Origin of the sequence: Acidipropionibacterium jensenii DSM 20535 (genome assembly GCF_000425285.1) — a bacterium.
Taxonomy (GTDB): Bacteria; Actinomycetota; Actinomycetes; order Propionibacteriales; family Propionibacteriaceae; genus Acidipropionibacterium; species Acidipropionibacterium jensenii.
Genome location: NZ_AUDD01000003.1, coordinates 65,196 through 91,674, shown reverse-complemented (window position 1 = coordinate 91,674; position 26,479 = coordinate 65,196). Strand labels below are relative to the sequence as shown.

17 protein-coding genes, 2 tRNA genes and 1 pseudogene are annotated in these 26,479 nt (G+C 69.3%); 7 read left to right on the top strand and 13 right to left on the bottom strand.

The window, feature by feature from the left end; genetic code table 11:
* Nucleotides 1-60: 60 nt before the first annotated feature.
* Both H590_RS0102510 and H590_RS0102505 read left to right on the top strand, forming a co-directional pair.
* Complete coding sequence (locus H590_RS0102510; protein ID WP_028702311.1) at nt 61-822, top strand: ABC transporter permease; 762 nt, start codon at nt 61-63, stop codon at nt 820-822.
* Nucleotides 810-1,706, top strand: a complete 897-nt coding sequence (locus H590_RS0102505) for a COX15/CtaA family protein (RefSeq protein WP_036980732.1) — start codon at nt 810-812, stop codon at nt 1,704-1,706. Before H590_RS0102510 ends, H590_RS0102505 begins: the two co-directional genes overlap by 13 nt.
* 73 nt (nt 1,707-1,779) lie before the next feature.
* Here H590_RS0102505 and H590_RS14505 read toward each other — a convergent pair whose 3' ends face one another.
* Both H590_RS14505 and H590_RS0102495 read right to left on the bottom strand, forming a co-directional pair.
* Complete coding sequence (locus tag H590_RS14505) at nt 1,780-2,811, bottom strand: hypothetical protein (RefSeq protein WP_051238099.1); 1,032 nt, start codon at nt 2,809-2,811, stop codon at nt 1,780-1,782.
* Between the two features lie 445 nt (nt 2,812-3,256).
* Complete coding sequence (locus H590_RS0102495) at nt 3,257-4,237, bottom strand: heme o synthase (protein ID WP_028702309.1); 981 nt, start codon at nt 4,235-4,237, stop codon at nt 3,257-3,259.
* Nucleotides 4,238-4,577: 340 nt separating this feature from the next.
* Here H590_RS0102495 and zwf point away from each other — a divergent pair, with 340 nt between their 5' ends.
* The 5 genes and pseudogenes from zwf to valS all read left to right on the top strand — a co-directional run bounded on the left by zwf (nt 4,578) and on the right by valS (nt 11,422).
* Nucleotides 4,578-6,026: a glucose-6-phosphate dehydrogenase gene (zwf, locus tag H590_RS0102490; protein WP_036980815.1), complete on the top strand. Its 1,449-nt coding sequence runs from the start codon at nt 4,578-4,580 to the stop codon at nt 6,024-6,026.
* 22 nt (nt 6,027-6,048) lie between these two features.
* Nucleotides 6,049-6,948 (top strand): annotated as a pseudogene (locus H590_RS14500) (glucose-6-phosphate dehydrogenase assembly protein OpcA); the annotation flags it as partial.
* Nucleotides 6,949-7,064: 116 nt separating this feature from the next.
* The gene (gene pgl / locus H590_RS0102480; protein WP_028702307.1) at nt 7,065-7,799 is read left to right on the top strand and encodes a 6-phosphogluconolactonase; all 735 of its coding nucleotides are present in this window, start codon (nt 7,065-7,067) and stop codon (nt 7,797-7,799) included.
* 58 nt (nt 7,800-7,857) lie between these two features.
* Complete coding sequence (locus H590_RS0102475) at nt 7,858-8,652, top strand: DsbA family protein (protein WP_051238096.1); 795 nt, start codon at nt 7,858-7,860, stop codon at nt 8,650-8,652.
* A 160-nt stretch (nt 8,653-8,812) separates the two neighbouring features.
* Nucleotides 8,813-11,422, top strand: a complete 2,610-nt coding sequence (valS, locus tag H590_RS0102470) for a valine--tRNA ligase (RefSeq protein ID WP_028702305.1) — start codon at nt 8,813-8,815, stop codon at nt 11,420-11,422.
* Here valS and H590_RS14495 read toward each other — a convergent pair whose 3' ends face one another.
* From H590_RS14495 to lysX, 11 genes are all read right to left on the bottom strand, one after another.
* Nucleotides 11,423-11,989, bottom strand: coding sequence for a P-loop NTPase family protein (locus H590_RS14495; RefSeq protein ID WP_071161688.1), 567 nt, complete (start codon nt 11,987-11,989; stop codon nt 11,423-11,425). It lies immediately after the preceding gene.
* A gap of 248 nt (nt 11,990-12,237) precedes the next feature.
* Nucleotides 12,238-15,567: a S41 family peptidase gene (locus H590_RS0102460; RefSeq protein ID WP_028702303.1), complete on the bottom strand. Its 3,330-nt coding sequence runs from the start codon at nt 15,565-15,567 to the stop codon at nt 12,238-12,240.
* A 99-nt stretch (nt 15,568-15,666) separates the two neighbouring features.
* A complete protein-coding gene (gene clpX / locus H590_RS0102455) occupies nt 15,667-16,956 on the bottom strand; it encodes an ATP-dependent Clp protease ATP-binding subunit ClpX (RefSeq protein WP_028702302.1) in 1,290 nt (429 codons plus the stop codon).
* A 207-nt stretch (nt 16,957-17,163) separates the two neighbouring features.
* Nucleotides 17,164-17,877, bottom strand: coding sequence for an ATP-dependent Clp protease proteolytic subunit (locus tag H590_RS0102450; RefSeq protein WP_036980729.1), 714 nt, complete (start codon nt 17,875-17,877; stop codon nt 17,164-17,166).
* 8 nt (nt 17,878-17,885) lie between these two features.
* Entirely contained in the window at nt 17,886-18,497 is a 612-nt protein-coding gene (locus H590_RS0102445; protein WP_036980808.1) for an ATP-dependent Clp protease proteolytic subunit, read from the bottom strand.
* A gap of 115 nt (nt 18,498-18,612) precedes the next feature.
* The gene (locus H590_RS0102440) at nt 18,613-19,986 is read right to left on the bottom strand and encodes an AI-2E family transporter (protein ID WP_084149218.1); all 1,374 of its coding nucleotides are present in this window, start codon (nt 19,984-19,986) and stop codon (nt 18,613-18,615) included.
* 149 nt (nt 19,987-20,135) lie between these two features.
* The gene (gene tig / locus H590_RS14490; protein WP_036980727.1) at nt 20,136-21,719 is read right to left on the bottom strand and encodes a trigger factor; all 1,584 of its coding nucleotides are present in this window, start codon (nt 21,717-21,719) and stop codon (nt 20,136-20,138) included.
* A gap of 120 nt (nt 21,720-21,839) precedes the next feature.
* Nucleotides 21,840-21,913, bottom strand: a tRNA-Gly gene (locus H590_RS0102430).
* Between the two features lie 91 nt (nt 21,914-22,004).
* A tRNA-Pro gene (locus tag H590_RS0102425) sits at nt 22,005-22,077 on the bottom strand.
* A 234-nt stretch (nt 22,078-22,311) separates the two neighbouring features.
* A complete protein-coding gene (locus tag H590_RS14485) occupies nt 22,312-23,148 on the bottom strand; it encodes an alpha/beta fold hydrolase (RefSeq protein ID WP_051238095.1) in 837 nt (278 codons plus the stop codon).
* Nucleotides 23,138-26,407 carry a bifunctional lysylphosphatidylglycerol synthetase/lysine--tRNA ligase LysX gene (gene lysX / locus H590_RS14480; RefSeq protein WP_269471526.1) on the bottom strand — a complete coding sequence of 1,090 codons (3,270 nt, stop codon included), beginning with the start codon at nt 26,405-26,407 and terminating at the stop codon, nt 23,138-23,140. Before lysX ends, H590_RS14485 begins: the two co-directional genes overlap by 11 nt.
* Nucleotides 26,408-26,479: the final 72 nt, after the last annotated feature.

The following is a 26,479-nucleotide window of genomic DNA, read 5'->3' as shown; positions in this document are numbered from 1 at the left end:
CCAACCCTGCCGCCCCGAACGACCCTGCTGCCCCGAACGACCCTGCCAGGAGGCACTGAGGTGAGTGCACTCGATCTTCACCCGGCACCGCACGCCGCGACGCCGGCCGCCAGAATCCGCAACCACGGCCTCACCGAGGCGCGTCTGGTGATGCGCAACGGCGAGCAGCTGGTGCTCGCCCTGGTGGTCCCGGTGGCCATCCTGTTCGCCGGCCGCTACGTCGGCGACCGGGTCGGCCTGCCGCTGTCCATGCTCGCCCCCTCGGTGCTGGCGCTGGCCATCTGGTCGACCTGCTTCACCTCCCAGGCGATCCAGACCGGCTTCGAACGCCGCTACGGTGTTCTCGAGAGGCTGGCCGCGACCCCCCTGGGACGGGGCGGGCTGCTGGCCGGCAAGGCCTTGGCCTACTCCCTCATCTCCGCCCTCCAGGTGGTGATCCTGGTGGTGGTGGCCGTGGTGTTGGGCTGGTCCCCGGTCGGCTCCGCGCTGGCCTGGCTGCCGATGCTCGTCTCGGTGCTGCTGGGGATGTCGGCCTTCTCGCTGCTCGCGCTGTCACTGGCCGGGTCGCTGAGGGCCGAGGCCACCCTGGCCCTGGCGAACCTGATCTACCTGCTCGGCGTGGCCGGCGGGGTGATGTGGCCGCTGCGCGACTACCCGTCGGCACTGCGTCCGGTGGTCGCCCTGCTGCCGACCACCGCCCTGGGCGAGTCCCTGCGGGCCTGGGGCGAGGGGGTCACCCAGTGGTGGCCGCTGCTCTCCCTGGCGGTGTGGACCGCCGTCCTCGGGTTCGTCGCGCACAAGGTGTTCCGATGGGTCTCCTGAACTCCGTCTCGGCGACCCGCAGGGCACTGTCGGGCTGGGCGATGGCCACCCTGGTCGTCAACATGGTGCTCATCGTCTCGGGAGCCGTGGTGCGGCTCACCGGGTCCGGGCTGGGCTGCCCCACCTGGCCGCACTGCACCGCCGGGTCCTTCGTCCCCCACCAGTCGATGGGCGCCCACGGCGTCATCGAGTTCGGCAACCGGCTGCTCACCTTCGTGCTGCTCATCACCTCGGCGATGACGGTGGTCGCCGCCACCCGCACCCGGGCCGCCGGCAATGTCCGCTCCCTGTCCTGGGTGGCCCTGGTCGGCATCCCGCTGCAGGCGGTGGTCGGCGGGCTGAGCGTACTCAGCGGGCTCAACCCCTTCGTCGTCGCCCTGCACCTGCTGCTGTCGGTCGCCATCATCCTGGTCGTCGTGAAGCTGGTCTGGGTGGTCTCCCACCACGACACCGTCGAGGTGGACGGCTTGGCGATGGCGCTGGTGAGAGCCGTCGTCGCGGCCACCGTGGTGGTGATGTGGCTGGGCACCATCGTCACCGGATCGGGGCCCAATGCCGGGGATGCCGGGGCCCGGCGGACCGGATTCGACCTGGAGACCGTCGCCCGGCTGCACGGCATCTCGGTGTGGGTGCTGGTGATCCTCACGGTGGCCTGCCTGCTGCTGGGAATCGCCCATCGCGCGGCCCCGATGCGCCGCTGGGCGCTCATCCTGCTGACCGTGGAGATCTGCCAGGGTGCGATCGGCTACGCCCAGTACTTCGCCCACCTCAACCCCTGGCTGGTGATCTGGCACATGGTGGGGGTCTCGGCCTGCGCGATGGCGGCCGGCGCCCTGTGGTCCAGCGTCAGACCTTTCCAGGCCCCCGACCTCACCCCGCGCTGACTGAGGGGACGCCGGCAGCGCTGAAGGCCCGTCCCACCTCACCAGGCGCCCCTTCCTCCGCCAAGCGCCTCTTCTAGTTGGCGCCTGGTGGGAGAAGGGGCGCGTCGTCGTCCCACACTGCACCGAGCGGCGCCCTCACAGCCCGTCGAGGACCTGCCCATGTCCCGGACGCCACCGTCATCGCGCTCGGCGCCCGACTGGCCAGAAGACGGTTGAGCCGTGCTGCGGCCGCTCTGGGGTTGCGCAGGTCGGCTCTGCAGAACCGGATGATCTCCAGACCCTGGTCGCGGATGTTGGCCTCGCGATCCTTCTCCGCGTCGACCACCGCGGACACCGTCTGTCCCGGCCTCAGAAGACGCCCGTACTTCTCGACCCCGTCGTACTCGCCGACCACCCCATACCTGCGCCAGCCGTAGTCGCAACGCGCCACCAGGAAGCCTCGCGCATCGAGGATCTCGACCTGGAGTTCCGGCTCAGGGCAGCCCTGCATCTGCAGCTGAGCCCTCATCAGCGACTCCCCCGGACTCTCGGACAGCCCGTCGGCGAATGCCGCCACCGCCCTGGCCGTGGCATTTCCGCGACGCCGGGCACCGCGTCGCACGAGCTCCTGCAGCCGCTCGGGCTCCCCGGACCGGCGAAGTACCGCGTCGGCGACCATCACTCCGGTGACAAAACCGAACTCCCTGGCCATGTCGACGGCGGTACGTTCCGGACCGGTGACCAGCAGGCCGTCCACCTCCGTCACCTCGTCCCACTCCATCGGCCCGTCCCGGACAACGAGCTGCCGACGTCGGTGGGAACTGCTCCCGGCAGGCCGATTGAGCCACACTCGATCAGAACCCATGACGGTCATCGGCAGACCGAGCAGGGCTGTGGCCGAAGTATGGGTGAGAACCCCCTGCGCACCGGACAGCACCGGCATCGTCGCCGCGATGAGTTCCAACTGACGGCGTCGGGCATCCCGCTCGGGAGCTCCCTCCACCACGACACCGCGGCGCACGGAGCTGAAGGTGCCGTCTCTCCTCAGCCTTGCGATCTCACTGGGGCCGATGCCCTGGAGCGCAAGATCGGACACCTTCAGGACCCGCCTGGTCTGCTCGGTCATGGGACCAAGCCAGCCATGAGAAGTCCGCCGACGCCAGGGGCAGTTCCGATCCTGTGGACAACCCACTCGGCGAGAGTCCGGCCCCCTGTGGACAACCTCGCGACCCGGTCCCGAGCCGCTGTGGATCATCCTGCAGACCCGACCGCACTCCGTCGGCTACCCCCTGACGGCTCCTCGGTGGTACGTCACCACTCATTCCTGCGACGGAGCGCCTCTTCCTTCACCACGCGCCAGCTGGAAGAGGCGCCTGGTGAAGGAAGAGGCGCTCGGTGCCGGTTGAGCACAGCAGCCGGTCCAGGAGACGGCAGGTTCAGCACACCAGCCGGTCCAGGAGACGGCAGGTTCAGCACACCAGCCGGCCCAAGACGCCAGCAGGTTCAGCACACCAGCCGGTTGAGGTCAGCAGTCGGTCCAGGACACAGCCGGTTCAAGCACACCAGCAGGTTCAGGGCAGCAGCGGGTCGATCGCCACGGCCAGGAAGACCAGCGACAGGTAGGTGTTCGACCAGTGGAACAGTCTCATCGGCTTGAGCTGGGCATCCCTTAGTCCGGCCCGGGCACGGCGCAGCAGCTGCACCGCCTCCGCGATGAAGACCGCCCCGGCCACGAGGCACACCGCCGGGTAGAGCCAGTTCATCGGGGCCACCGGCCACAGCACCAGAGAGGTCGCCACCGTGACCACGGTGTAGACGAGGATCTGGACGCAGACCGGAACGGCGTCACGGACGACCGGGAGCATCGGCACCCCGCCGGCCGCATAGTCCTCCCGGTACCGCAGTCCCAGCGCCCAGGTGTGCGGCGGGGTCCAGAAGAAGACCAGCGCGAAGAGCACCAGCGGCTCCCAGCTCACCCGGCCGGTCACCGCCGTCCAGCCGATCAGCGGGGGGAAGCAGCCGGCGATCCCACCCCAGATGGTGTTCTGCCAGGTGCGCCTCTTGAGCACCAGGGAGTACACGAGGATGTAGAACAGGTTCGCCCCCACGGCCAGACCGGCCGACAGCCAGTTCGCACCCAGACCCAGCAGCAGGGTGCCGACCAGGCCGAGCAGCACCCCGAAGACCACCGCGTTGCGCGGCGCCACAACATGGCGGGGCATCGGGCGGCGACGGGTCCGGCGCATCTTCTGGTCGATGTCGGCGTCGATGACGCAGTTGAAGGTGTTGGCGCTGCCGGCCTCCAGGAAGCCGCCGATCAAGGTGACCAGGGCCAGCCGCCAGTCCGGCACCCCGCCCGAGGCCAGGAACATCACCGGCAGGGTCGCGACCAGCAGCAGTTCGATGACGCGGGGCTTGGTGAGGGCCAGGTAGGCGTCGAAGCGGGCGCGGGCGGTGCTGCGCTGCATGCGGGACCGCGCCGATCGGCCCTCGCGGCGGTCGGCGGACAGCGACTCAGATGCTCTCAACGTTCTCGACGTGTTGTGGGTCACGGTGTCCTTCGCAATGCTGGGCCCGCCTCGAGACCGGTTCCCGGGAGGGGACCTGCTCCTGGCGCTGAGGCCGAGTGTAGGCAACTGTCGTCCGCACCGGCCAACCATCGTGGTCGGCTATCGCGGACGGCGAAGCAGCGACCATCGGCCTGCTACTAGCCTATTGGCAGTGCCCCCGGCGTCCCTGGCGACGCGATCACGGCGGCACCTCATCTGACCGGAAGGACATTGCGTGAGCACCCTCGAGACAGCCACCGAGAGGACTCGTCGACGTGGCGGCAACCCACTTCGAGACCCACTCGACCGCCGCCTGCCCAGGGTCGCCGGACCGTGCGTGCTGGTGCTCTTCGGAGTCACCGGTGATCTGTCGCGCAAGAAGCTGATGCCCGCGGTCTACGACCTGGCCAACCGCGGGCTGCTGCCGCCCGGCTTCGGGCTGGTCGGCTTCGCCCGCCGCGACTGGGAGGACGAGGACTTCGCCCAGGTGGTCCACGACGCCGTCGCCGAGCACTCCCGGACCCCCTTCCGCGAGGAGGTCTGGCAGCAGCTGCTGGAGGGCATCCGGTTCGTGCGCGGCGAGTTCGACGACGACAACGCCTTCGCCCGGCTGGCCGACACCATCCGCGACCTCGACGAGGAGCGCGGCACCGGCGGCAACCACGCCTTCTACCTGTCGATCCCGCCGAAGTCCTTCGAGAAGGTCATCGGCCAGCTCAAGAACCACGGCATGGCCACCCAGGACCACAGCCACTGGAACCGGGTGGTCATCGAGAAGCCCTTCGGCCACGACCTGGCCAGCGCCCGTGAGCTGGACGCCCTGCTGTCGGGGACCTTCTCCCCCGACGCGGTCTTTCGGATCGACCATTATCTGGGCAAGGAGACCGTCCAGAACGTCATGGCGCTGCGCTTCGCCAACCAGATCTACGAGCCGATCTGGAACCGCAACTACGTCTCCCATGTCCAGATCACGATGGCCGAGGACATCGGCATCGCCGGGAGGGCCGGGTACTACGACGGGATCGGCGCGGCGCGCGACGTCATCCAGAACCACCTCCTCCAGCTGCTGGCGCTGACCGCCATGGAGGAGCCCACCAATTTCGAGGCCGAGCAGCTGCGCACCGAGAAGAAAAAGGTGCTGGCTGCGGTCACCCTGCCCGAGGACCTGGATGCCCACACCGTGCGCGGCCAGTACCAGGCCGGCTGGCAGGGAGGCACCTGGGTGCCGGGGTATCTCGACGAGGACGGCGTCGACCCGCACTCCACCACCGAGACCTATGCGGCGATCCGGGTCGGCGTCGACAACCGCCGGTGGGCCGGTGTGCCGTTCTACCTGAGGACCGCCAAGCGGATGCCCCGACGGGTCACCGAGGTCGCCCTGAACTTCCGGCGGGCCCCCCACCTGCCCTTCCACGACACCCAGTCGCTGGGCTCCAACGCCCTGGTGCTGCGGATCCAGCCGAACGAGGGGGTCACCCTGAGATTCGGCGCCAAGGTGCCCGGCACCCACAACTCGGTGCGCGACGTCACGATGGACTTCGGCTACGGCAGCTCCTTCACCGAGTCCAGCCCGGAGGCCTACGAACGGCTCATCCTCGACGTCCTGCTCGGCGACCCGCCGCTGTTCCCCCAGCACGAGGAGGTCGAGCTGGCCTGGCGGATCCTCGACCCGATCCTGAACCACTGGGCGGACTCCCCCATCCCGCCGCACGGATACGCATCGGGCACCTGGGGACCTCTTGCCGGCAAGCAGATGCTGGCCCGCGACGGATTCGAGTGGCGCCGGCCCTGAGCCCGCCAGACAGGACATCGACATGATCGTCACCCTTCACGACACCACCGCGGCCGACATCAACGCCGCGCTCATCGAGAACCATCGCGAGATGGGCGGCACCGCCCTGGTGCACACCCTCATCACGATCTGCGACTCCGACCACTACGAGACCGCCCTGCAGGACGCCGTCGACGCGGCCCGCGAGCATCCGGCCCGGGTCCTGATGGTCGTCCACACCAAGGGTCGCGGCAACACCCTGGACGCCGAGATCCAGACCGCCGAGGCCACCCCCGGAGACGTCATCGTGCTGCGGGTCTGCGGCAAGATCGCCGAGCACGCCGACTCGGTGGTGCTCCCACTGCTGCTGCCCGACTCCCCGGTGATCGCCTGGTGGCCCTTCAACGCCCCCCGGGATCTGGCCGCCGACTCGATCGGCCGGCTGGCCACCCGACGGATCTCCGACTCCGGAACGGCCAAGGACTCGCGCAGGGCGCTGGAGCTGCGCGCCCAGCACCTCAGCCCCGGGGACTCCGACCTGTGCTGGGCCCGGATCACCTCTTGGCGCGCGCTGGCCGCCGCAGCCCTGGACCAGCACCCCAGCCAGGTGCACTCGATCCGCGTCGAGGCCGACCCGACCAACGGCCCGACCTCCCTGCTGACCGCCTGGCTGGCCCTCAAACTGGGGGTTCCGGTCCAGCGCGACGACGTCAAGGGGCCCGGTGGGATCATCTCCCTGGCGCTGAGCACCGCCGCCGGCGACATCGAGATCCGCCGCACCGACCGGCGTTCGGCGGTCTACCGGATACCCGGCGAGCCCGCCCGAGGGGTCGCCCTGGACCGCCGCAGCATCGCCGAGGTGATGGCAGAGGAGTTGCGCCGGCTGGATCCCGACCCGGTCCAGGCCGAGGTGATGGCGGCTCTGCACCGAGGGGTCGGCCAGCCCGGAACGTCCACCGAGTCCGGGACGAAGAGTCCCGCCGGCAAGAGCAACCCCACCGGCAAGAGCAACCCCACCGGCAAGAGCAACCCCACCGGCAAGAGCAAGGAGAAGGCACGATGAACGCCCCCCGAGTGATGCGCTACCAGTCGGCCGACGATCTGGCCGAGGGGGTCGCCCACCGGCTGGCGCACAACATCGTGCTGCTCCAGGCCGAGCGGCCCCGCGTCGACCTGTGCCTCACCGGCGGCCGGATCGCCAACCAGATCTACGCCAGCCTGTCCAATGCCAGCGAGTGCGGACGGGTGGACCCCGAGAAGCTCCACGTCTGGTGGGGGGACGACCGGTTCGTGCCGGCCGGCGATCCCGACCGCAACTCCCTCCAGAGCCTGCTCCAGCTGCAGAAGGCCTTCCACCTCGACCCGGCCAACACCCATGTGATGCCGGCCGCCGACGGCCGGGCCGATCCCGACGAGGCCGCCTACTCCTACGCCGAGGAGGTCGGCGACACCGCCTTCGACATCTGCCTGCTCGGGATGGGGCCCGACGGCCACGTGGCCTCGCTGTTCCCCGGGCATCCGGCCTTCGTCCCCGACACCAGCCAGATCGCGGTCGGCGTCACCGACGCCCCCAAGCCGCCGCCCGAGCGGATCTCGCTCACCCTGCCGGTGATCAACCGGTCGCGCAACGTGTGGTTCCTGGTGAGCGGGGCGGAGAAGGCCGACGCCGTCGCCCAGGTCTTCGCCGGCGACGAGTCGCTGCCGGCCACCCTGGTGCACGGCACCGAGGAGACCTGCTGGATGACCGATCCCGAGGCCGCCGCCGGACTGCCCCGCTACAACTGCGCGCTGTGATCGCTGGGTACCATGGCGGCGGCGTCATCGCATGCCACACCGATAGCTGAGGGAGACCATGAGTCAGTCGAAGTCGTCACGTCGTGAGGCGCTGCGCGCCCAGCAGGAGGCCGAGGTCCGGGCCGCCAAGCGCAAGAAGGTGCTGAGCATCGTCGCCGGAGTGGTGGTCATCGTGGTCGCCGCGGTGGCGGTCTTCGTCGGTGTCGACCGGCACCGCAGTGCCCAGCAGGCCCAGTCGGCGGTCACCGGCTCCCAGGTGGTCCCGCCCAACGCCGACCCGAAGACCGGGATCTACACCGTCAACGCCGACGCCGCCAAGAGCGGGGTGCCGACCCTGACGATCTACGAGGACTACCAGTGCCCCAACTGCAAGAACGCCGAGAACGCCTTCGGCCCGTCGATCCGCCAGCTGGCCTCATCGGGTGACATCAAACTGCAGTACTGGACGCTGACCTTCCTGGACGGCTCGCAGGGGGACAACTCCTACCGGGCCGCGGTGGCGGCCGCCTCGGCCGCCATGGTCGGCAAGCTGGAGAGCTATCACAAGACGATCTACGACAACCAGCCCGAGGAGGGAGTCGGGTTCACCGACGACCAGCTACGCAACACATTTGCCAAGGACGCCGGGATCACCGGCTCCGACCTCACGAAGTTCCAGAAGTACTACGACACCAGGGCCACCTCCGACTTCGTCAAGAACGCCGCCGCCAAGGGTCTGGCGGAGGGATCGAGGCTGGACAACCAGTTCGGCACCCCGTTCTTCACCGTCAACGGCAAGCCGTACACCGGCTGGCAGTCCATCACCAACCCGACCCCCGCCGCCCTGCTGACCTCCATCAAGTCCGCTGCCTGATCCGCCTGGCGGGCACGGACCCCGTCCGCTCCTCTGCTGCCCGGCGCGGTGCACCCGGGCCCTGCTCGACCGGTCCGGTCGGCAGGGCCCAGCTCCATTCCCCGGCCCGGTCCGCAGGCCGTTTCGCGTCACATCTCGGGCACTCATAGAATGATGTGACATGACGTCTGAAGACCATCGACCCAGCACCGACGAGTCCACCGTGGCCCGCGGCGTCGTCCCCGACAAACCGGCTCTGGAGGGCCTGGAGGCCAAGTGGGGGAAGGTCTGGGAGGACGAGCAGCTCTACGCCTTCAGCGCGTCGCAGGTCGACTCCCGCGAGCAGGTCTTCTCCATCGACACCCCGCCGCCCACCGTGTCGGGCCATCTGCACCCCGGACACGTGTTCTCCTACACCCACACCGATCTGGTGGCCCGCTACCAGCGGATGCGCGGCAAGAAAGTCTTCTACCCGATGGGCTGGGACGACAACGGCCTGCCCACCGAACGCCGCGTCCAGAACTTCTACGGGGTGCGCTGCGACCCGACGCTGCCCTACGACCCCGACTTCCGGCCGCCGGCCAAGCCCGACCCGAAGCACCAGATCTCGATCAGCCGGCGCAACTTCGTCGCGCTGTGCGTGGAACTCACCCGGGTCGACGAGAAGACCTTCCAGGACCTGTGGCGCTCGGTCGGCCTGTCGGTGGACTGGAACCAGCTGTACAGCACGATCTCCCCGGAGGCCCAGCGGATCGCCCAGCTGGCCTTCATGCGCAACCTGGCCCGCGGCGAGGCCTACATGAAGGACGCCCCCACGCTGTGGGACGTCACCTTCCAGACCGCCGTCGCCCAGGCCGAGCTGGAGGCCCGGGACTACCCCGGCTCCTACCACCGGCTGGACTTCCACCGCACCGACGGGTCGGGCGACGTCGCCATCGAGACCACCCGCCCCGAGCTGCTGGCGGCCTGCTGCGCACTCATCGCGCACCCCGATGACGAGCGCTACCAGCACCTCTTCGGCACCACCGTCACCACCCCGCTGTACGGGGTGGAGATCCCGGTGCTGGCCCACCCGGCAGCCGAGATGGACAAGGGCGCCGGAATCGCGATGTGCTGCACCTTCGGCGACCTCACCGACGTCACCTGGTGGCGCGAGCTGCAGCTGCCGACCCGCACCGTGATCGGCCGCGACGGACGGCTGCTCTCCGAGACCCCCGACTGGATCGTCAACCGGGAGGCCTACTCCCCGATCGCCGGCAAGACGGTCTTCACCGCCCGCAAGCTGGTCGTCGAGGCCCTCCAGGCCTCCGGCGAGATGGAGGGCGACCCGACCCCCACCGAGCGCAAGGCGAACTTCTACGAGAAGGGCGACAAGCCGCTGGAGATCATCGGCACCCGGCAGTGGTACATCACCAACGGCGGGCGCGACCAGAAACTGCGCGAGGAGCTGCTGGAGCGGGGCAGGGAACTGGCCTGGGTGCCCGAGCACATGCGCTACCGCTACGAGAACTGGGTGGAGGGGCTCAACGGCGACTGGCTGATCTCCCGCCAGCGGTTCTTCGGCGTCCCCTTCCCCGTCTGGTACCCGCTGGACGCCGACGGGCGGCCCGACTACGACCACCCGATCACCCCCTCTGAGGAGCAGCTGCCGATCGACCCGGCCTCCCAGGCCCCCGAGGGATTCCAGGAGTCCCAGCGCGGGGTGCCCGGCGGTTTCGTCGCCGACCCCGATGTGATGGACACCTGGGCCACCTCCTCCCTCACCCCCCAGATCGTCACCGGCTGGGAGCGCGACGCCGACCTGTTCGCCAAGACCTTCCCGATGGACTTCGCCCCCGAGGCCCACGACATCATCCGCACCTGGGTGTTCTCGCGGATCGTGCGGGCCCACCTGGAGAACCACGTGCTGCCGTGGAAGCGGGCGGCGATCTCCGGATTCGTCACCGACCCGGACCGCAAGAAGATGAGCAAGTCCAAGGGCAACACGGTGGTGCCGACCGAGATCATCGACTCCTTCGGCGCCGATGCGGTGCGCTGGCGGGCCGCGATGGCCCGGCCGGGGATGGACTCCCCCTTCGACAAGGCCCAGATGAAGGTCGGTCGCCGACTGGCGATGAAGATCCTCAACGCCTCCAAGTTCGTGCTGGGCTTCGGTGAGGGCGGCGGCATCGCCGACGTCACCGAGCCGGTCGACCTGGCGATGCTCTCCCAGCTGCACGAGGTGATCGTGGCGGCCACCGCGGCCTTCGAGGAGTTCAACTACACCGCGGCCCTGGAGGCCTCCGAGCAGTTCTTCTGGGCCTTCTGCGATGACTACCTGGAGCTGGTCAAGGAGCGCGCCTACGATTCCGACGGGACCGATGTCCCCGGTGCCACCAGCGCCCGCACGGCGCTGCGTCTGGCCCTGGACGTGATGCTGCGGCTGTTCGCCCCCTTCCTGCCCTTCGTCACCGAGGAGGTGTGGAGCTGGTGGCAGTCCGGTTCGGTGCACACCACCATGTGGCCGCTGCCCGAGGAGCTGCCCAAGGCCGGCGACACCGAGCTGATGACCGACGTCTCAGCCGCCCTGGTGGAGCTGCGCGGGGTGAAGTCGACCCACAAGAAGCCGATGCGCACCCCGATCCTGGCCGCCACCATCACCGCCCCTGCCTCGGTGATCGACCACCTCAAGCAGGCCGAGCAGGATCTGAAGAACGTCTCGAAGACCACCGGCGAGATGACCCTGGTCGAGGAATCCGGGGAGCTGACCGTCGAGGCCACCCTCGGAGAGCCGCCCGCCAAGCACAGGTGATCAGGAACTGATCTGCGCGATCAGCGCATCGAGTCGGCCGGGGCCGTCCACCAGAATGGTGGGTGGCCCCGCCGGGTCCAAGGCCCAGTCGCGCATGGTGGCGCGCTTGTCGGCGAAGGTCTGGAAGTGCCAGACGATGATGGACTCGCCGCCGAGGGTCTGGCGCAGGGTCTCCCGGTTGCCGTTGCAGACCGGGGTGCGGTCCCGTAGACGCCCGGCGGTGCGGCGCAGCAGCCGGCCCAGCGACAGCCAGCGCGGATAGTCCAGCCCGACGACGATGTCGGCACGTTCCAGCACGATGTCGCGAAAGGAGCTGTAGCTGGCGTCCAGGACCCAGCCGGGCTCCGCGGTGATCTCGGCGGCAATCGCGCGCATCTGATCGGGTTCACGGTTGGTCCACACCGCCTCGGAGGCCGGCAGGAAGCCGATCTCCTCGTCGGCCAGATGGACCGGAAGGCCCAGTGCGCGGCCGATCCGGGCGGCAGCGGTCGACTTCCCCGAACCGGTGACCCCCTGGATGAGGACCCGTCGGGCGGACCTGAGATCTGCGGCGGTGGCGTGAGACATGCCCGCCATCCTCCCACCCCGGCCCGCCAGCACCGCTACCGAGCGCGGAGCTCACCATCGGTGCTGCTCCAGGCTGACGACCGGGGCCGCGATCCATGTCGCCTACGGCAGGAGGTCCGGCTGGCCGAACGGCCAGACCGGATGCCCCTCGAGTACGTCGTGACCGCCCACCGGCCAGAGCCCCGGCCCGCCCGGCAGTAGCGGGCGGGCAGTCGGGGGGAGGGCCGGGCGGGCAGCCGCGGTCCCGGTCAGCCGAAGACGGCGGGCGGGAACTGCGGGGGCACCGCGGCCGGGTGCTCGGCCAGCTGGCGCAGGCACTCGGTGATGGCCACGTCGAGCTGGATGTCCTGGTCGGACTCCCAGTCCTCGGGGCTCTGGGTCACCACGATGTCGGGGTCGACGCCGTGGTTCTCCACCCCCCAGCCGTAGCCGGCGAACCAGCTCGGGTAGCGCGGTTGGGTGACCGCGGTGCCGTCGACCAGGTCGAACCGTCCGTCGATGCCGATCACCCCGCCCCAGGACCTCTCCCCGATGATCTTCGCGTATCCCATCGCCTGGGTGACCGCGGAGACGATGTCCCCGTCGGATCCGGCCCACTGGTTGGTGACCAGCACGACCGGTCCGCGGACCGCGTTCTGCGGGTAGGTCGTCGGCTCGCTGTGGTAGCGGCCGTAGTCCCAGCCGACCACCCTGCGGGCCAGCTTCTCGACGACCAGCTGGGAGGTGTGTCCGCCGCGGTTGAACCGCACATCGGCGACCACCCCCTCGTGAGCGGTGGCGTCGGCGATCTGGCGGTAGAGCTCGGCCCATCCGTCGGCGACCATGTCGGGGACGTGCAGGTAGCCCAGCCGACCCCCGGAGCGCTCCTCGACGTAGCGCCGCCGCGAGGCCACCCAGTCGTGGTAGCGCAGTACCGACTCGTCGGCCATCGGGACCACGGCGACCCGCCTGTCAGCGCCGTCGTGGGGGCGCACGGTCAGTTCCACGGTGCGCCCGGCCGAACCCTCCAGCCGCTCCCCGATCGGGGTGCGGGAGGTGACCGGCTGCCCGTCGACGGCGGTGATGACGTCGCCGTCGCGCACCGCCACCCCGGCGGCCCGCAGCGGCGACCAGGCTCGCGGGTCAGAGGTCTCCCCGGGCACCACCCGGCGGATGGTCGACCCCTCGTCGGTGGAGGTCGCCAGGTCGGCTCCCAGGCGACCGGCACGGCTGGAGGCGTCCCCGTCCAGCCCCGAGGGGATGACATAGGAGTGGGAGGTGTTGAGCTCGGCGACCACCTCCTGGAGGACGTCGTAGAGGTCGTCGGCGCTCGCCAGCCGGTTCAGGGTGGGCCGGTAGGCCGCCAGGGCCCCCTGCCAGTCGGTGCCGTTCATGTCGGGGCGCCAGTAGTGGCTGGCCATCAGCCGGCCGTTCTCCTCGAACATCTGACGCCACTCGGCCCGCGGAGACACCTGCCGGCGCAGCCGGGTCAGGTCGACGACCACCTTGGCCGGGTCGTCGCCGTCGACCTTGTGATCGGCGGGGATGACGGTGACCTCGTCCTTGTGGCGCACCACCAGCCGCTGGCCGTCACCGGAGGCCGAGAAGGTGTCGACGGCCTCGCAGATCTCCTCCAGGCGCCGGGTGGTGAGGTTGTACACCCACAGAGAGTCCGTCGGCTGCTCGCCGCTCACCCCGGCCCGCGAGGTGCCGATCTGGCCGCCGCGGTCGGCGTCCTGGATCCAGGCGAGGCCGTCCTTGACCGCGGTGAGGCCGTGGTAGGCGCCCGAGGCGACCGGGAAGGCGATCATCCTCTCCTCGAACCCCTCGGCGTCCAGACGGCAGGAGATCTCCTCCTTGTCCCTGCCCTCGACGGACCCCTCACCGGTGCCCTGCGCAGCCCCCTGCTGGGATCCGCCGCGGGCCGGGTCCTGGACCTCGCTGATCCGCCAGCCCTCGGGGCTGGGGCCGAAGGGAGAGGGCTCGTCGGCGCGCAGCGGCACCAGCCAGGGCCGGATGGTGTGACCGAAGGTGAGGTCGAAGGTCTGGCCGTCGTAGTCGGGGTCGAAGGTGCGCGCCGACAGGAAGACGAGGTACTTCCCGTCGGCGGTGAACACCGGCTCGGAGTCGTCATAGGACCCCCGGGTCAGTGCGACCGGTTGCACACCGGGGTCGGAACCCTCGGCCCGGGTGTCGACGCAGATCAGCTGGCCCTTCATCTCCGGGTCGGCGGCCACCGCCGAGCGCCACGCCAGGTAGCGGCCGTCGGGGGACCAGGCCAGCCCGGTGGCCTCGCCGTAGCGGGAGGTGGCGAGCTCGCGCACCGCCCCGGTGGCGATCTCGACCAGCAGGACCCGGCCGTCGTGGCTCACCACCGCGGCCCGCTCCCCTGCCGGGTCCGGTGCCAGGTCGAGCACCCGGCCGAGCTCGCCCTGGGCGATTCGCACCGGGGTGCCGGTGCCATCGAGGGATGCCGTCTCCAGACAGTCCTCCCCTGCCACGTCACTGGCCCAGATTCCTGCGCCGGTGGCGCCCAGACAGCGCGGCTCGCGGATCCGCACCCCGTCCTGGGCCGACAGCGCACGGGCCGGTCCGCTGCGGTGGGTGAGGTAGTAGGCGGCGCCCCGCCACTCGAGCAGGGAGCCGTCCCCACCCTGGTCGCTGACCACCCAGCCCAACCGGTCGCTGGGTTCGATCCAGAACGGCCGGGGATCCCCGATGCCCAGCTCGACCGGGATCTCGACAGGGTCGGCGGCCAGCCCGGCCATCGCGTAGATCCGCCCGCGGCAGTGGAAGACGATGGTGCTGCCGTCGGTGCGGGGGTCGCGGACGTAGCCCTGGGACAGGTCCTGATGGGTGTGCAGCCGCAGGTCGGCGCCCTGACCGTCGACCGACCACAGCTGGGCCTGACGGCCCGGATTGGCGGTCTCCTGGCCGGCCGGGTCGAGCTCGGCGCCCATGTCGGAGCTGAAGATGAGACGTCCGTCGATCCATCCGACCGAGTACCGGCCGGCGGCCGCGTAGACCCCGTCGTGGTCGTCATTGCCGTCGCGCAGCACCCGGAGGAACCGCTCGGCCCCGGCCGGACGCAGCCAGATCTGGCCGGCGGTGCCGCCCCGGTAGCGCTTCCAGCGCGAGCAGTCCCCGGAGTTCGGGCTCACCACGGCCACCGCCCCGTGCGGATCGACGGCCAGATCCATCCCCGGCCCGTAGCCGCAGGGCTCCACATCGCCATCCATCCCGACCGTGTACAACCAGCCCAGTCCGGCGTCATTGCGCTGATAGGGGGAGGAGATCACCATGTGCTCGTCGTCGGCCCAGCCGACCACGACCGTCTTGACCGATCCCAGCCAGGTGAGACGGCGTCGGTTCCCGTTGGCCAGGTCGAGGACGTAGACCTCGGGACGCTGGGCCGCGGTGGAACTCCAGGCGATCCTGCTGCCATCCGGGGAGAACCGCGGATTCCTGGCCGGGGCGTGATCGGTGGTGAGCCGGGTCGCCCGGCCACCGGTGATCGGGGCGAGCCACAGGTCGTCATCGGCGACCAGGACCACGCGGTCCTGGTGAACATCGGGGTAGCGCAGGTATCCAGAGGGCATGAGGAACAGGTTATCCCTGCCCTCTGACACTCTCCCCGTCTCGCTCCACCGTCAGCGGTTCTCAGCCGATCAGCCGATCGCTGGACGCCTCAGCCGCCCTCAGGCGGTGAGCTTGCCGCGGCTCTGACTGATCTTGACCCGGGACTCCAGCCGACACTGCTCGGACCCCTCGACGGCACCGGCGGTGACGACGACGCGGGCGACGTCCTCCCGGGAGGGCACCTCGAACATCGCCTCCATCAGGGTCTCCTCGATGATCGAGCGCAGCCCGCGGGCACCGGTCTTGCGCTCCAGGGCCTTGGCGGCGATCGCCTCCAGGGAGTCCTCGGTGAACTCCAGCTGGACGCCGTCCAGTTCGAAGAGCTTCTCGAACTGGCGGGTGAGGGCGTTGCGCGGCTCGGTGAGGATGCGCACCAGGGAGTCGCGGTCCAGCGAGTGGACCGTGGTGATCATCGGCAGCCGGCCGATGAACTCGGGGATCAGGCCGAACTTGTGGAGGTCCTCGGGGGTCACCTGGGCGAGGATGTCGGAGGTGTCGATCCGCTGGGCGGTCGGATCGGTGTTGAACCCGAGGGGCCGGGTGCCGACCCGCTTGGTGATGATGTCCTCCAGGCCGGCGAAGGCGCCGCCGACGATGAACAGGATGTTGGTGGTGTCGATCTGCAGGAAGTCCTGGTGGGGATGCTTGCGGCCGCCCTGTGGCGGGACCGCCGCCACGGTGCCCTCCAGAATCTTCAGCAGGGCCTGCTGCACTCCCTCACCGGAGACGTCGCGGGTGATCGACGGGTTCTCCGACTTGCGGGCCACCTTGTCGATCTCGTCGATGTAGATGATTCCGGTCTCGGCCTTCTTGACGTCGAAGTCGGCGGCCTGGATGAGTTTGAGCAGGATGTTCTCGACATCCTCGCCGACATAGCCGGCCTCGGTGAGGGCGGTGGCGTCGGCCATCGCGAAGGGGACGTTGAGGCGTCGGGCCAGGGTCTGGGCGAGATAGGTCTTGCCGCAGCCGGTGGGTCCCAGGACCAGGATGTTGGACTTGCCGAGCTCAATCCCGTCGTCCTCGGCGCGTCGGGCGTGGGGGGTCTCCTGGGAGACCTGGATCCGCTTGTAGTGGTTGTAGACAGCCACCGACAGGGTCTTCTTCGCCTCGTCCTGACCGATCACGTAGGAGTCGAGGAAGTCGCGGATCTCGCGGGGGTGGGGAAGCTCGTCGATCGGGCCGAGTTCGCTGGACTCGGTGAACTCCTCCTCGATGATCTCGTTGCACAGGTCGATGCACTCGTCGCAGATGTACACCCCCGGGCCCGCAATGAGTTTCTTGACCTGCTTCTGGCTCTTTCCGCAGAACGAGCACTTGAACAGATCGCTGCTCTCGCCGATCCGTGCCATGAGCTTCTCCTCCTTCCCCTGGGCCCGTCGTTCAGGCCTGTCGTGTCCCGATGGGGCCGATACCTCCGACCCGGTCCGGGCCGATCTCCCGGGGGCCTGTGGGGCCCCTGTCGTGTTGCGATGTGGGCTGTTGTTTCACCCTAGCCCGCCGGGGGTCCCGAGATCCTCAGGACCCCCGCGAGCCGTGCCCCCGAGGGGGCGGGATCCTCACACCGAGGTGAGGATGTCGTCGATGAGGCCGTACTCCTTGGCTCCCTCGGCGGTGAGGTACTTGTCACGGTCGACATCCTGGGAGACCTGCTCCTCGGTCTGGCCGGTGGCCTCCGAGAGCATCTTCTCCATCAGCCTGCGGATCCGCTGGATCTCGTTGGCCTGGATCTCGATGTCGGAGGACTGACCGTAGCTCGACTGGCCCATCGCGGGCTGGTGGATGAGGATCGTCGAGTTCGGCAGGGCCAACCGCTTGCCCTTGGTGCCGGCGGCGAGCAGGACCGCCGCCGCCGAGGCCGCCATTCCCAGGCAGATCGTCTGGATGTCGGGGCGCACGTAGTTCATCGTGTCGTAGATGGCGCTCATCGCGGAGAAGGAGCCGCCGGGCGAGTTGATGTACATGCTGATCTGGCGGTCCGGGTCCATCGACTGCAGGCACAGCAGCTGGGCCATTACGGCATTGGCGATGTCGTCGGTGACCGGGGTGCCGAGGAAGATGATCCGGTCCTCGAAGAGCTTGGTGTAGGGGTCGACCCGCCGCACCCCGTAGGAGGTGCGCTCCTCCCACTGGGGGATGTAGTAGTCCATCGAGGGTGCGGGCTGGCTGCTCGTCGACGAGGGCATCACGGGTGAGACCGGGGAGACGCCGGCGCCGGCCAGCGCGTGGGCGGCCTGCTGGGCGTTGAATCCGGCCATCGTGGAAAGATCCATCGGAAACCTCACTTGGTGGGAGCGTCGTGCGGGATCTGCGAGGCGTTCTCGTAGACGTGGTCGATGAAGCCGTACTCGAGGGACTCCTCGGCGGTGAACCAGTGGTCCCGGTCGGAGTCGGCCTCGATCTTCTCGACCGGCTGGCCGGTGTGCTCGGCGATGATGCGCGCCATCTCCTTCTTGATGTCGACCAGGAACCTCGCGTGGATGGCGACCTCGGTGGCGGTGCCACCGATCCCTCCCAGCGGCTGGTGCATCAGGATCTTGGAGTGCGGCAGGGCATATCGCTTGCCCTTGGCGCCGGCGGTGAGCAGGAACTGCCCCATCGAGGCGGCCATCCCCATGGCCACCGTCGCGACGTCGTTGGAGATCCACTGCATGGTGTCGTAGATCGCCATTCCCGCGGTGATCGATCCGCCCGGGGAGTTGATGTAGAGGTAGATGTCGGCCTCGGGGTCCTCGGCGTTCAGGAGGAGCATCTGGGCGCACAACGCGTTGGCGTTCTCGTCCTTGACCTCCGAACCCAGGAAGATGATGCGGTTGCGCAGCAGGGACTGGTAGACGTTGTCGGTCATTCCGCCGCCGAGGGACTCCCCGGCCATCCGAGGTGCGCCCGCCATGATGGGTGCATTGGTGTCGTTCACGTCTACGAACCTACCGTGTGCCACCGACACTTCACGGCCCCCCGTGCGGGTTTCGCGCACGGCGGGGCCGTCGGGACGCCCGGACCGGGGCTCAGTCGGGGGCGGACTGGCCCGAGGAGGACTCGAGCTCGTCGCCGCGCGGGGAGATCAGCGCATTGACCCAACGGGACTCGGGATCGGGATCGATGAGCATCGCCTTGACCAGCAGGGAGCAGGGAAGCGCGATGAGGGTGCCCAGGGCGCCGAACACCCATCCCCACAGCAGCAGGGAGAGGAAGGACAGGGTGGGCGTCAGCCCCACCGCGTCCCCGGCGAAGGTCGGCTGAATGATCGACTGGACGACGAAGTTGAGCACCGAGTAGGCGGCGACGACGATCACCGCGCTCACCCAGCCCTTGTCGAACAGGGCCAGCATCGCCGGGGGGATCACGCCGATCACGAAGCCGATGTTGGGCACGTAGTTGGTGAGGAAGCTGAACAGCGCCCAGACCGCGGCCAGCGGAACACCGATCGCCGCCAGCACACCCCAGTCGAGCAGCGCCACGATGAGGCCGAAGACGGTGGTGACCAGCCAGTACCGCCGGATTCCGGAGGCGAAGGCGATCAGCGAGGCGACGATGCCCGGCTTCTGCCGGCCGGCGGCCTCCAGCCTCTCGCCGAACCGGGAGGTGTCCATCACCATGAAGATCATCCCGGTGATGATCACCACGATCATGGTGAGCACCGAGGTGGTGTCCGACAGCAGCGAGGTGGCGACCCCGACCACCTGCTGGGGATCGATCCGTCGCACCTTCTCCAGGATGAACTCCTCGTCCCAGCCGATTCTGGTGAGCAGTTCGATGGCGTTGCGGTACAGCGACTCCATCTGCGGGACGTACTTCTGCATCTGGGTGATGGTGGCGGCCACCGACCATGCGATACCGGCAAGGAAGCCGCCCAGGACCAAGACGACGACCAGGCCGGTGATGATCGCGGAGATCCCCCTGGGCCAGTGGTGGCGGACCAGGAAGGAGTGGATCGGGTAGGCGGTGATCATGAGGTTCAGCGCCAGGAACATCGGGGCGATGACGCCGGCCAGATCGTGGAGCAGACTGAAGGCCAGCCAGGCGGCCCCGATGGTGAGCACCGCCACGGTGAATCTGGGCAGGTTTCCGTGTTCCTGCGGGACGCCGGGGTGCGGCTCGGCCCCGTGGTCCTGGCTGGCCGACACCGGCTCGCCGCCGACACCCCGATCGGCGGTGCCCTGATCGGCGGCAACACTCTGATCGGCGGTGCCCTGATCGGCGACGTTGACCGGCTGCTGCGGGATCGGCGGCGGGGTCACCGCGGTGACCGCCTGGACCTTGGAGATCTGTCGGCGGACCGCCCGCTGGATCCGGACCAGTCGGCCGGAGGACGGCTCCTCCGATCGTGTCGGGGACTCCTCGGTCCCCTCACCGTCCGGGCTGGATGATCGTCGCGTCATGAACTACCCCTCCCTGGAGACGCCGAACCGGCACCGCACGACGTCTCATCGCGGGTGCCGGTTCGGATCACCGTACCGTCGAGCGGCCGTGCTGGCACGATCCTGCCAGATCGGCAGCCCGTTGCCCGCACGGGACTCGGGTCAGATCATCACTTCTTGGCGGAAGCCCTGGACTTGGCCTTGGCCTTGGGCTCGTCGGACTTGGGCTCGTCGGCCTTGGCCTTGGGCTCGTCGGACTTGGGCTCGTCTGCCTTGGCCTTGGCCTTCGGCTCATCAACCTTCGCCTCGTCGGCCTTCGCCTCGTCGGCCTTCGCCTTGTCGGCCTCGTCGGCGGGCTCATCGGCCTTGTCGGCGGGCGCGGCGGCCTCGTCATCGGCCGGAGCGTCGGAGATCGAACCGTCGGGCTGGATGCGGTCCAGCTCCAGGACAGTGCCGGAGGCGTCCTTGACGGTGGCCTGCTTGACCATCGAGGCCAGCGCCTTGCCGCGTCGGATCTCCTCCATCCACTCAGCCAGATGGTTGTGCTCCATCATGTGCTGGGCCTCCTGCTGCGGCGTCGAGCCGTTCTGCTGGGCCTTGCGGACGATGAGCTCGGACAGCTCGTTCTGCTCGACGCCGATCTCGTCGTCGTCGGCCATCTTGTCGAGCACGATCTGGGCCTTGAGGGCGTCCAGCGAGCGCTTCTCGATCTCCGCCCAGAAGGCGTCCTCGTCCTCGGCCTCCTCCTCGGAGTCCTCGAGGTACTGCTCGACGGTCAGTCCGGCCTGGGCGAGCTGCTGGCTCACCTGGTTGCGGCGGGCCTCCAGCTCGGAGTCGACCAGGGCCTGCGGCAGCTCGATGTCGATCTTGGAGATGACGGCCTCGAGGACCTTGTCGCGGGCATCGGCGGACTGGTCCAGACGGGCCATCCCCTCCAGCGAGTTGCGCATGTCCTGGCGCATCTCGTCGACGGTGTCGAACTGGCTGACCAGCTGGGCGAAGTCGTCGTCGACCTCCGGCAGCTTCTGCTCGGAGACCTTGGTGACGGTGGCCTCGATCTCGGCCTCCTCGTCGCGGTGGGCGCCGCCCAGCAGCTTGGAGGTGAAGGTCGCCGACTCGCCGGCCTTCAGGCCGGTGACGGCCTCGTCGAGACCCTCGAGCATGCCGCCCGAACCGATCTTGTAGGTGATGTCATCGGCGGTGGCGTCCTCGAGGACCTCACCGTTCTGGGAACCCTTGAGGTTGAGCACCACGACGTCGCCGTCAGCAGCCGGGCGCTCGACCTCGGTGTTGGTGGCGAAGCGCTGACGCAGGGTCTCGATGCGCTCGTCGACGTCCTCGTCGGGGACGTCGAGGTCGGGCACCTCGACCTCGATGGTCGAGACATCGGGCAGGTCGAAGTCGGGACGGATGTCCACCTCGGCGGTGAACTCGACGTCGACGTCCTTGCCGTGGTCCTCGAGCTTGGTGACCTCGATGTCGGGCTGGCCGAGAGGAACGATCTTGTTGTCGTTGACGGCGCTGCTGTAGGCGGTCGGCAGGGCGTCGTTGATGGCCTCCTGGAGGACCGCGCCGCGTCCGAACCGCTGGTCGATGACGGGGGCCGGCACCTTGCCCTTCCGGAAGCCGGGGACGTTCACCTGGCCGGCGATGTCCTTGTAGGCCTTGTCGAGGCTGGGCTTCAGCTCTTCGAAAGGAATCTCGACAGTGAGCTTCACGCGATTGTTGGTGAGCTGCTCGAGGGTGCTGGGCACGAAGTTCTCCTGATGGTCCGGGGTAACACAGTCTCCGCCCGTCACGGCGGGGACACACGCCGTGCAATTGTACCGAGCGCAGATGGGGTCCACCAATGCTGGAAAACCCACGGCGGCATGTGGAGCGGATGACGAGAATCGAACTCGCGTAGCCAGTTTGGAAGACTGGGGCTCTACCATTGAGCTACATCCGCACGTCCCTGACGGAACTCGGGTAATGCTACATGGAACCGGCCGTCGCGTCATATCCGCCGGATCTCGCCGACGATGAGGCCGTACCGTCCGTCGGGGCGACGGGACTCGAACCCGCGATCTCCTGCTCCCAAAGCAGGCGCGCTAGCCACTACGCTACGCCCCGATCCCACCGCCTCGGCGGCAGAACGACGGCCAGTGTAGTGGACCCGACGCCGTCCGGCATCCCGACTCCCGGCTGTCGTGCGCGAGTCTCACCCGCGGTCGTCTGCGCGGGTGGCCCGAGGACCGCCTCGCAGCGGTCCTGCGGCAATGGTCCCCGGGCCGCCCTGCGGCACCGGAACCAGAGCCGTCCCGAGGAATCGGGCCCGGCTGCGCCAGGACGGACGGCGGCGCAGACTCAGGACAGCTCCCGGATCGCCCCGGCGATCGCCCCGGGTTCGTCGAGCATGATGAGATGACGCGAGCCGTGGACGACCCGCAGCTCGGCCCCCAGCAGTCGGGCGAGCCTGTCCTGACGGTCGACCTCCTGCTCGGCGTGGGAGTGTTCTGCCGACAGCAGGATCGTGGCGGTGCCGGGCCAGGGGTGATGCGCCCGGACCTCCATCAGCTCCCAGGCCTGGCGGGGGTAGGCCAGCAGTTCGGCGGTGGACATCGCCAGGGAGTCCGGGTCGGCGAAGACCTCCCTGAGTCGGTGGGTCCGCAGGTATCCGCGCAGCCGTCCGGCCGACCAGCTGGTCTGCAGCAGGGTGCCGGTGGCCATCGTGAGCTCCCCCAGTCCCGACAGGCCGCTTCGGGCGGCCAGCCGGACGGTGTGGGCCAGGCGGCTGCCCTGAGGACCGGGACGACGCGCGTGCCACTCGACCGAGGGGTCGACCAGCACCAGGCCGGCCACCAGGTCGGGGTGCTCACGGATCATGGCCTCGGCGTGGAAGGCGGCCATCGAGTGGGCGACCAGGATCACCGGCGGGCCGATCCGGCGGGCCAGCGCGGTCGCCGTCTGCGCCTCCTCGGCCAGGCTCGGGAGCCGTCCGGGCCAGCGCGTGCCGCCCATCCCGGGTCGGTCGTATGAGACCACCAGACGGTCGGGAAGATCCTCGACGACCGGACGCCACAGCTCGCTGGACTGCGCCGCTCCCGACATCAGCAGGGCGGCCGGGCCCCGGCCGTGACGGATCCTCAGCCGGACCTGTCGCGGCCCCGCCGATGTCGGCGTCTCGACGATCTCATCGGTCACCGCGACCCGTCCCCTCCCGCCGTGCCGGGCGCACCAGCGGGAAGGCGATGGTCTCCCGGATCGAGGTGTCGGTGAGCATCATCACCAACCGGTCCAGGCCCATCCCCATCCCTCCCGAGGGGGGCATCGCGAACTCCAGGGCCTGGAGGAAGTCCTCGTCCAGCTCCATCGCCTCAGGGTCCCCGCCGGCGGCGCGCAGGGACTGGTCGGTGAACCGCTTGCGCTGGATCACCGGGTCGACGAGCTCGGTGTAGGCGGTCGCCACCTCATCCCCCAGGACGATGAGGTCCCACTTCTCGGCGAGCCGCGGGTCGTCGCGGTGCTGTCGGGTCAGCGGCGAGACGTCGGTCGGGAAGTCGCAGAAGAAGGTCGGCGCGACCGTGACGTGCTCGGACAGGTGCTCATGGAGCTCCAGGACCACGTCTCCGCGCTCCCACTTCGGGGAGACGGCGATCCCCAGCCGGTCGGCGTGACGGATCAGCTCCTCCTTGGAGGTGTCGGCGGTGATCTCCTCGCCCAGGGCCGCGGAGATCCCCTCGTTGACCGTCACCACCCGCCACTCCTCGGCCAGGTCGATCTCGTGCTCGACGCCGGAGCGGTCGCGACCCCGGATCGACGTGCCGCCGGTGGCCCGCCGGGCCGCGGTGAGGATCATCTCGCGGGTGAGATGGCGCATCTGCACGTAGTCGCCGTAGGCCTGGTAGGCCTCCAGCATCGTGAACTCCGGGTTGTGGGTGGCGTCGGCCCCCTCGTTGCGGAAGTTGCGACCGATCTCGAAGACCCGGCCGGCACCGCCCACCATCAGCCTCTTGAGGAACAGCTCCGGCGCGATCCGCAGGTACAGATCCAGGTCGTAGGCGTTGATGTGGGTGCGGAAGGGCCGGGCATTGGCCCCGCCGTGGATGGTCTGGAGGATCGGCGTCTCGACCTCTAGGTAGTCGTGGCCCAGCAGGGTCTCGCGCACCGCCCGGATGGTCTCGGAGCGGGCCCTCAACTGGTCGCGGGCCGACCTGTTGATGATGAGGTCCAGGTAGCGCCGACGGACCCGGGCCTCCGGGTCGCTCATCCCGGAGCGGCGGTCCGGCAGCGGCCGCAGTGCCTTGGCGGCCAACCGCCAGGAGGTCAGCAGCAGGGAACGGGTGCCGTTGCGGGTCGGTCCGACGGTGCCCTCGGCCAGCAGATGGTCGCCCAGCGAGATCTGGGAGCGGAACAGGGCCATCGACCCGGCTCCCAGCGCCGAGACCTCCAGGACGACCTGGGCCGATCCGGACCAGTCGGCCACCTCGGCGAAGATCACCCCGCCGTGGTCGCGCACCGCCAGCACCCGTCCGACGACGGAGATGGACTCCCCCATCGCCACCGTCTCCACGTCGTGCGGCCGGTGGTCGGGGTGGATATCGGGCGGGTAGGCCTGTCCCCCCTCGTCGAGGATGTGCTGTCGGGTGGCCATCCTGGCCCGCATCTGCTCGGGCACCGGCCGGGTCGGGAGCAGGGAGGGTTTCGACTGCTCGGCGAGGAAGGCGGCGATCTCGGGACGGGACTCGGCGGTGTAGATCGGCTGGACCGGAAGCGGCAGCGGACGCATCCATCGCGGCAGGTCCAGCTGCCCCTCGGCCTGTCCCAGGGCGACACCGACCTGCCCCAGATCGGCGGCGTCGGCGTATCCCAGGTAGCGCGCCTGCCACTGCGGGCTGTACTTGACGTTGGACCGGTAGAGCTGCTCGATCTGGAACCAGCGGGAGGCGGCCGCGATGAGTCGCCGGTTGAGTCTCTGCAGGAGGGTGGCCCCGACCCGCGAACCCTGCTCGATGGCCTCGCGGAAGACCGCGAAGTTCAGTGAGACGTGGTGCAGACCCATCTCCCGGCCCGCCGACATCAGCCCGGCCACCATGAGCTCGGTGACCCCGTTGTCGGCCCTCGGGTCTCGGCGCATCACGTCCAGGGAGAGCCCGTCCTCCCCCCACGGCACGAAGGACAGCAGTCCGGCGGTGCCCTGGTCGTCGGGATAGCGGGCCTCCACCATCACGCAGCGTCCGTCCAGGACGTCGCCCAGGCGAGACAGGGCCATCGAGAACCCGCGCTCGTCGCCGTCGATGCGCCACCGGTCGGCGAGGGTGATGAGCTCTTCCAGCTCGGCCGGGGCGATGTCCTCGTGGCGGCGGACCCGCACCGAGTAGCCGGCCTTGTGCAACCGGTCGACGGTGCCGCGGACGGCCTTCAGCTCGTGGTCGTCCAGGTGGAAGGTCGACGGCGAGATGATCGCCTCGTCGCCGATCCTCATCACTCTCAGGCCGGCCCGCTCCCATGCGGTGGCGCCGGCCTCCGAGGTCCCCAGCACGGCCGGTGTCCAGCCGAAGGTGTGGGCGGTGCGCAGGAAGGAGTCGATCGCCGCGGGCCACTGGGAGGCGGGTCCGATCGGGTCCCCGGCGGCCAGCATCACCCCCGAGACGGTGCGGTAGGCGATGGCGGCCCGCCGGTTGGCCGAGAAGGACACCGACTTGTCGCGACGCAGGGCGAAGTAGCCCAGCGAGTCCGCAGGATTGGCGGCCAGCAGGCGACGCACCTCCAGCTCCTCGGCCAGGGTCATCACCGCGACCTCCCGCTGGGAGCGCAGCAGCACGATGAGGGCGGCGACCAGGGTACCGGCGATGAGCAGTCCGATGATGTCGCCCACCCAGGCGGGGGCCAACGGGCTGGTGTCGGCGCGGTGGCCCTCCAGCATCCGGGCGATGAGGTGCCACAGCCGGCTGCGGGGGCGTCCCGATCCGCCGGAGGCCCACACCAGCAGCCATCCGATGAGGGCGGTGGCGGCCAGTCCCGAGACCAGCACCACGATGGCCCGGCGCAGATTGGCCCGGGCGGTGCGGGCACCGAACTGGGAGTGGTTCTCCACCAGGACCAGCAGGATCCAGCCGACGCTCACGACGTTGAACAGGTAGGAGGCGATCCCCATGTCCTCGAACGGGTCGGTGGGGTCTCCCTGAACCACCTCGACGATGAGGACGACGAAGAAGAACACCGACACGAGCCACATCAACCCGAACATCACCAGGCAGCCCAGCCAGGCGATGCGCTTACGGCGGTTCAGGGAGTAGGCCAGCACCATCAGCAGGACGACCAGCCCCCAGCTGCCCAGGTCGGTCGGGAAGACCAGCACCGAGAACAGCGAGCTCAGGCCCTGGACCCACCAGGTCTGGGCGAACAACAGCCTCAGGGCGGTCAGGACCGCTCCCACGAGCATGAGTCGCGGAACGACCACGGCGGCGCCGCGTCTGGATCGGGTTTCTGCGATGGTCACGCTCACACTGTGCCACCCGGGGTGCAGCCTTCG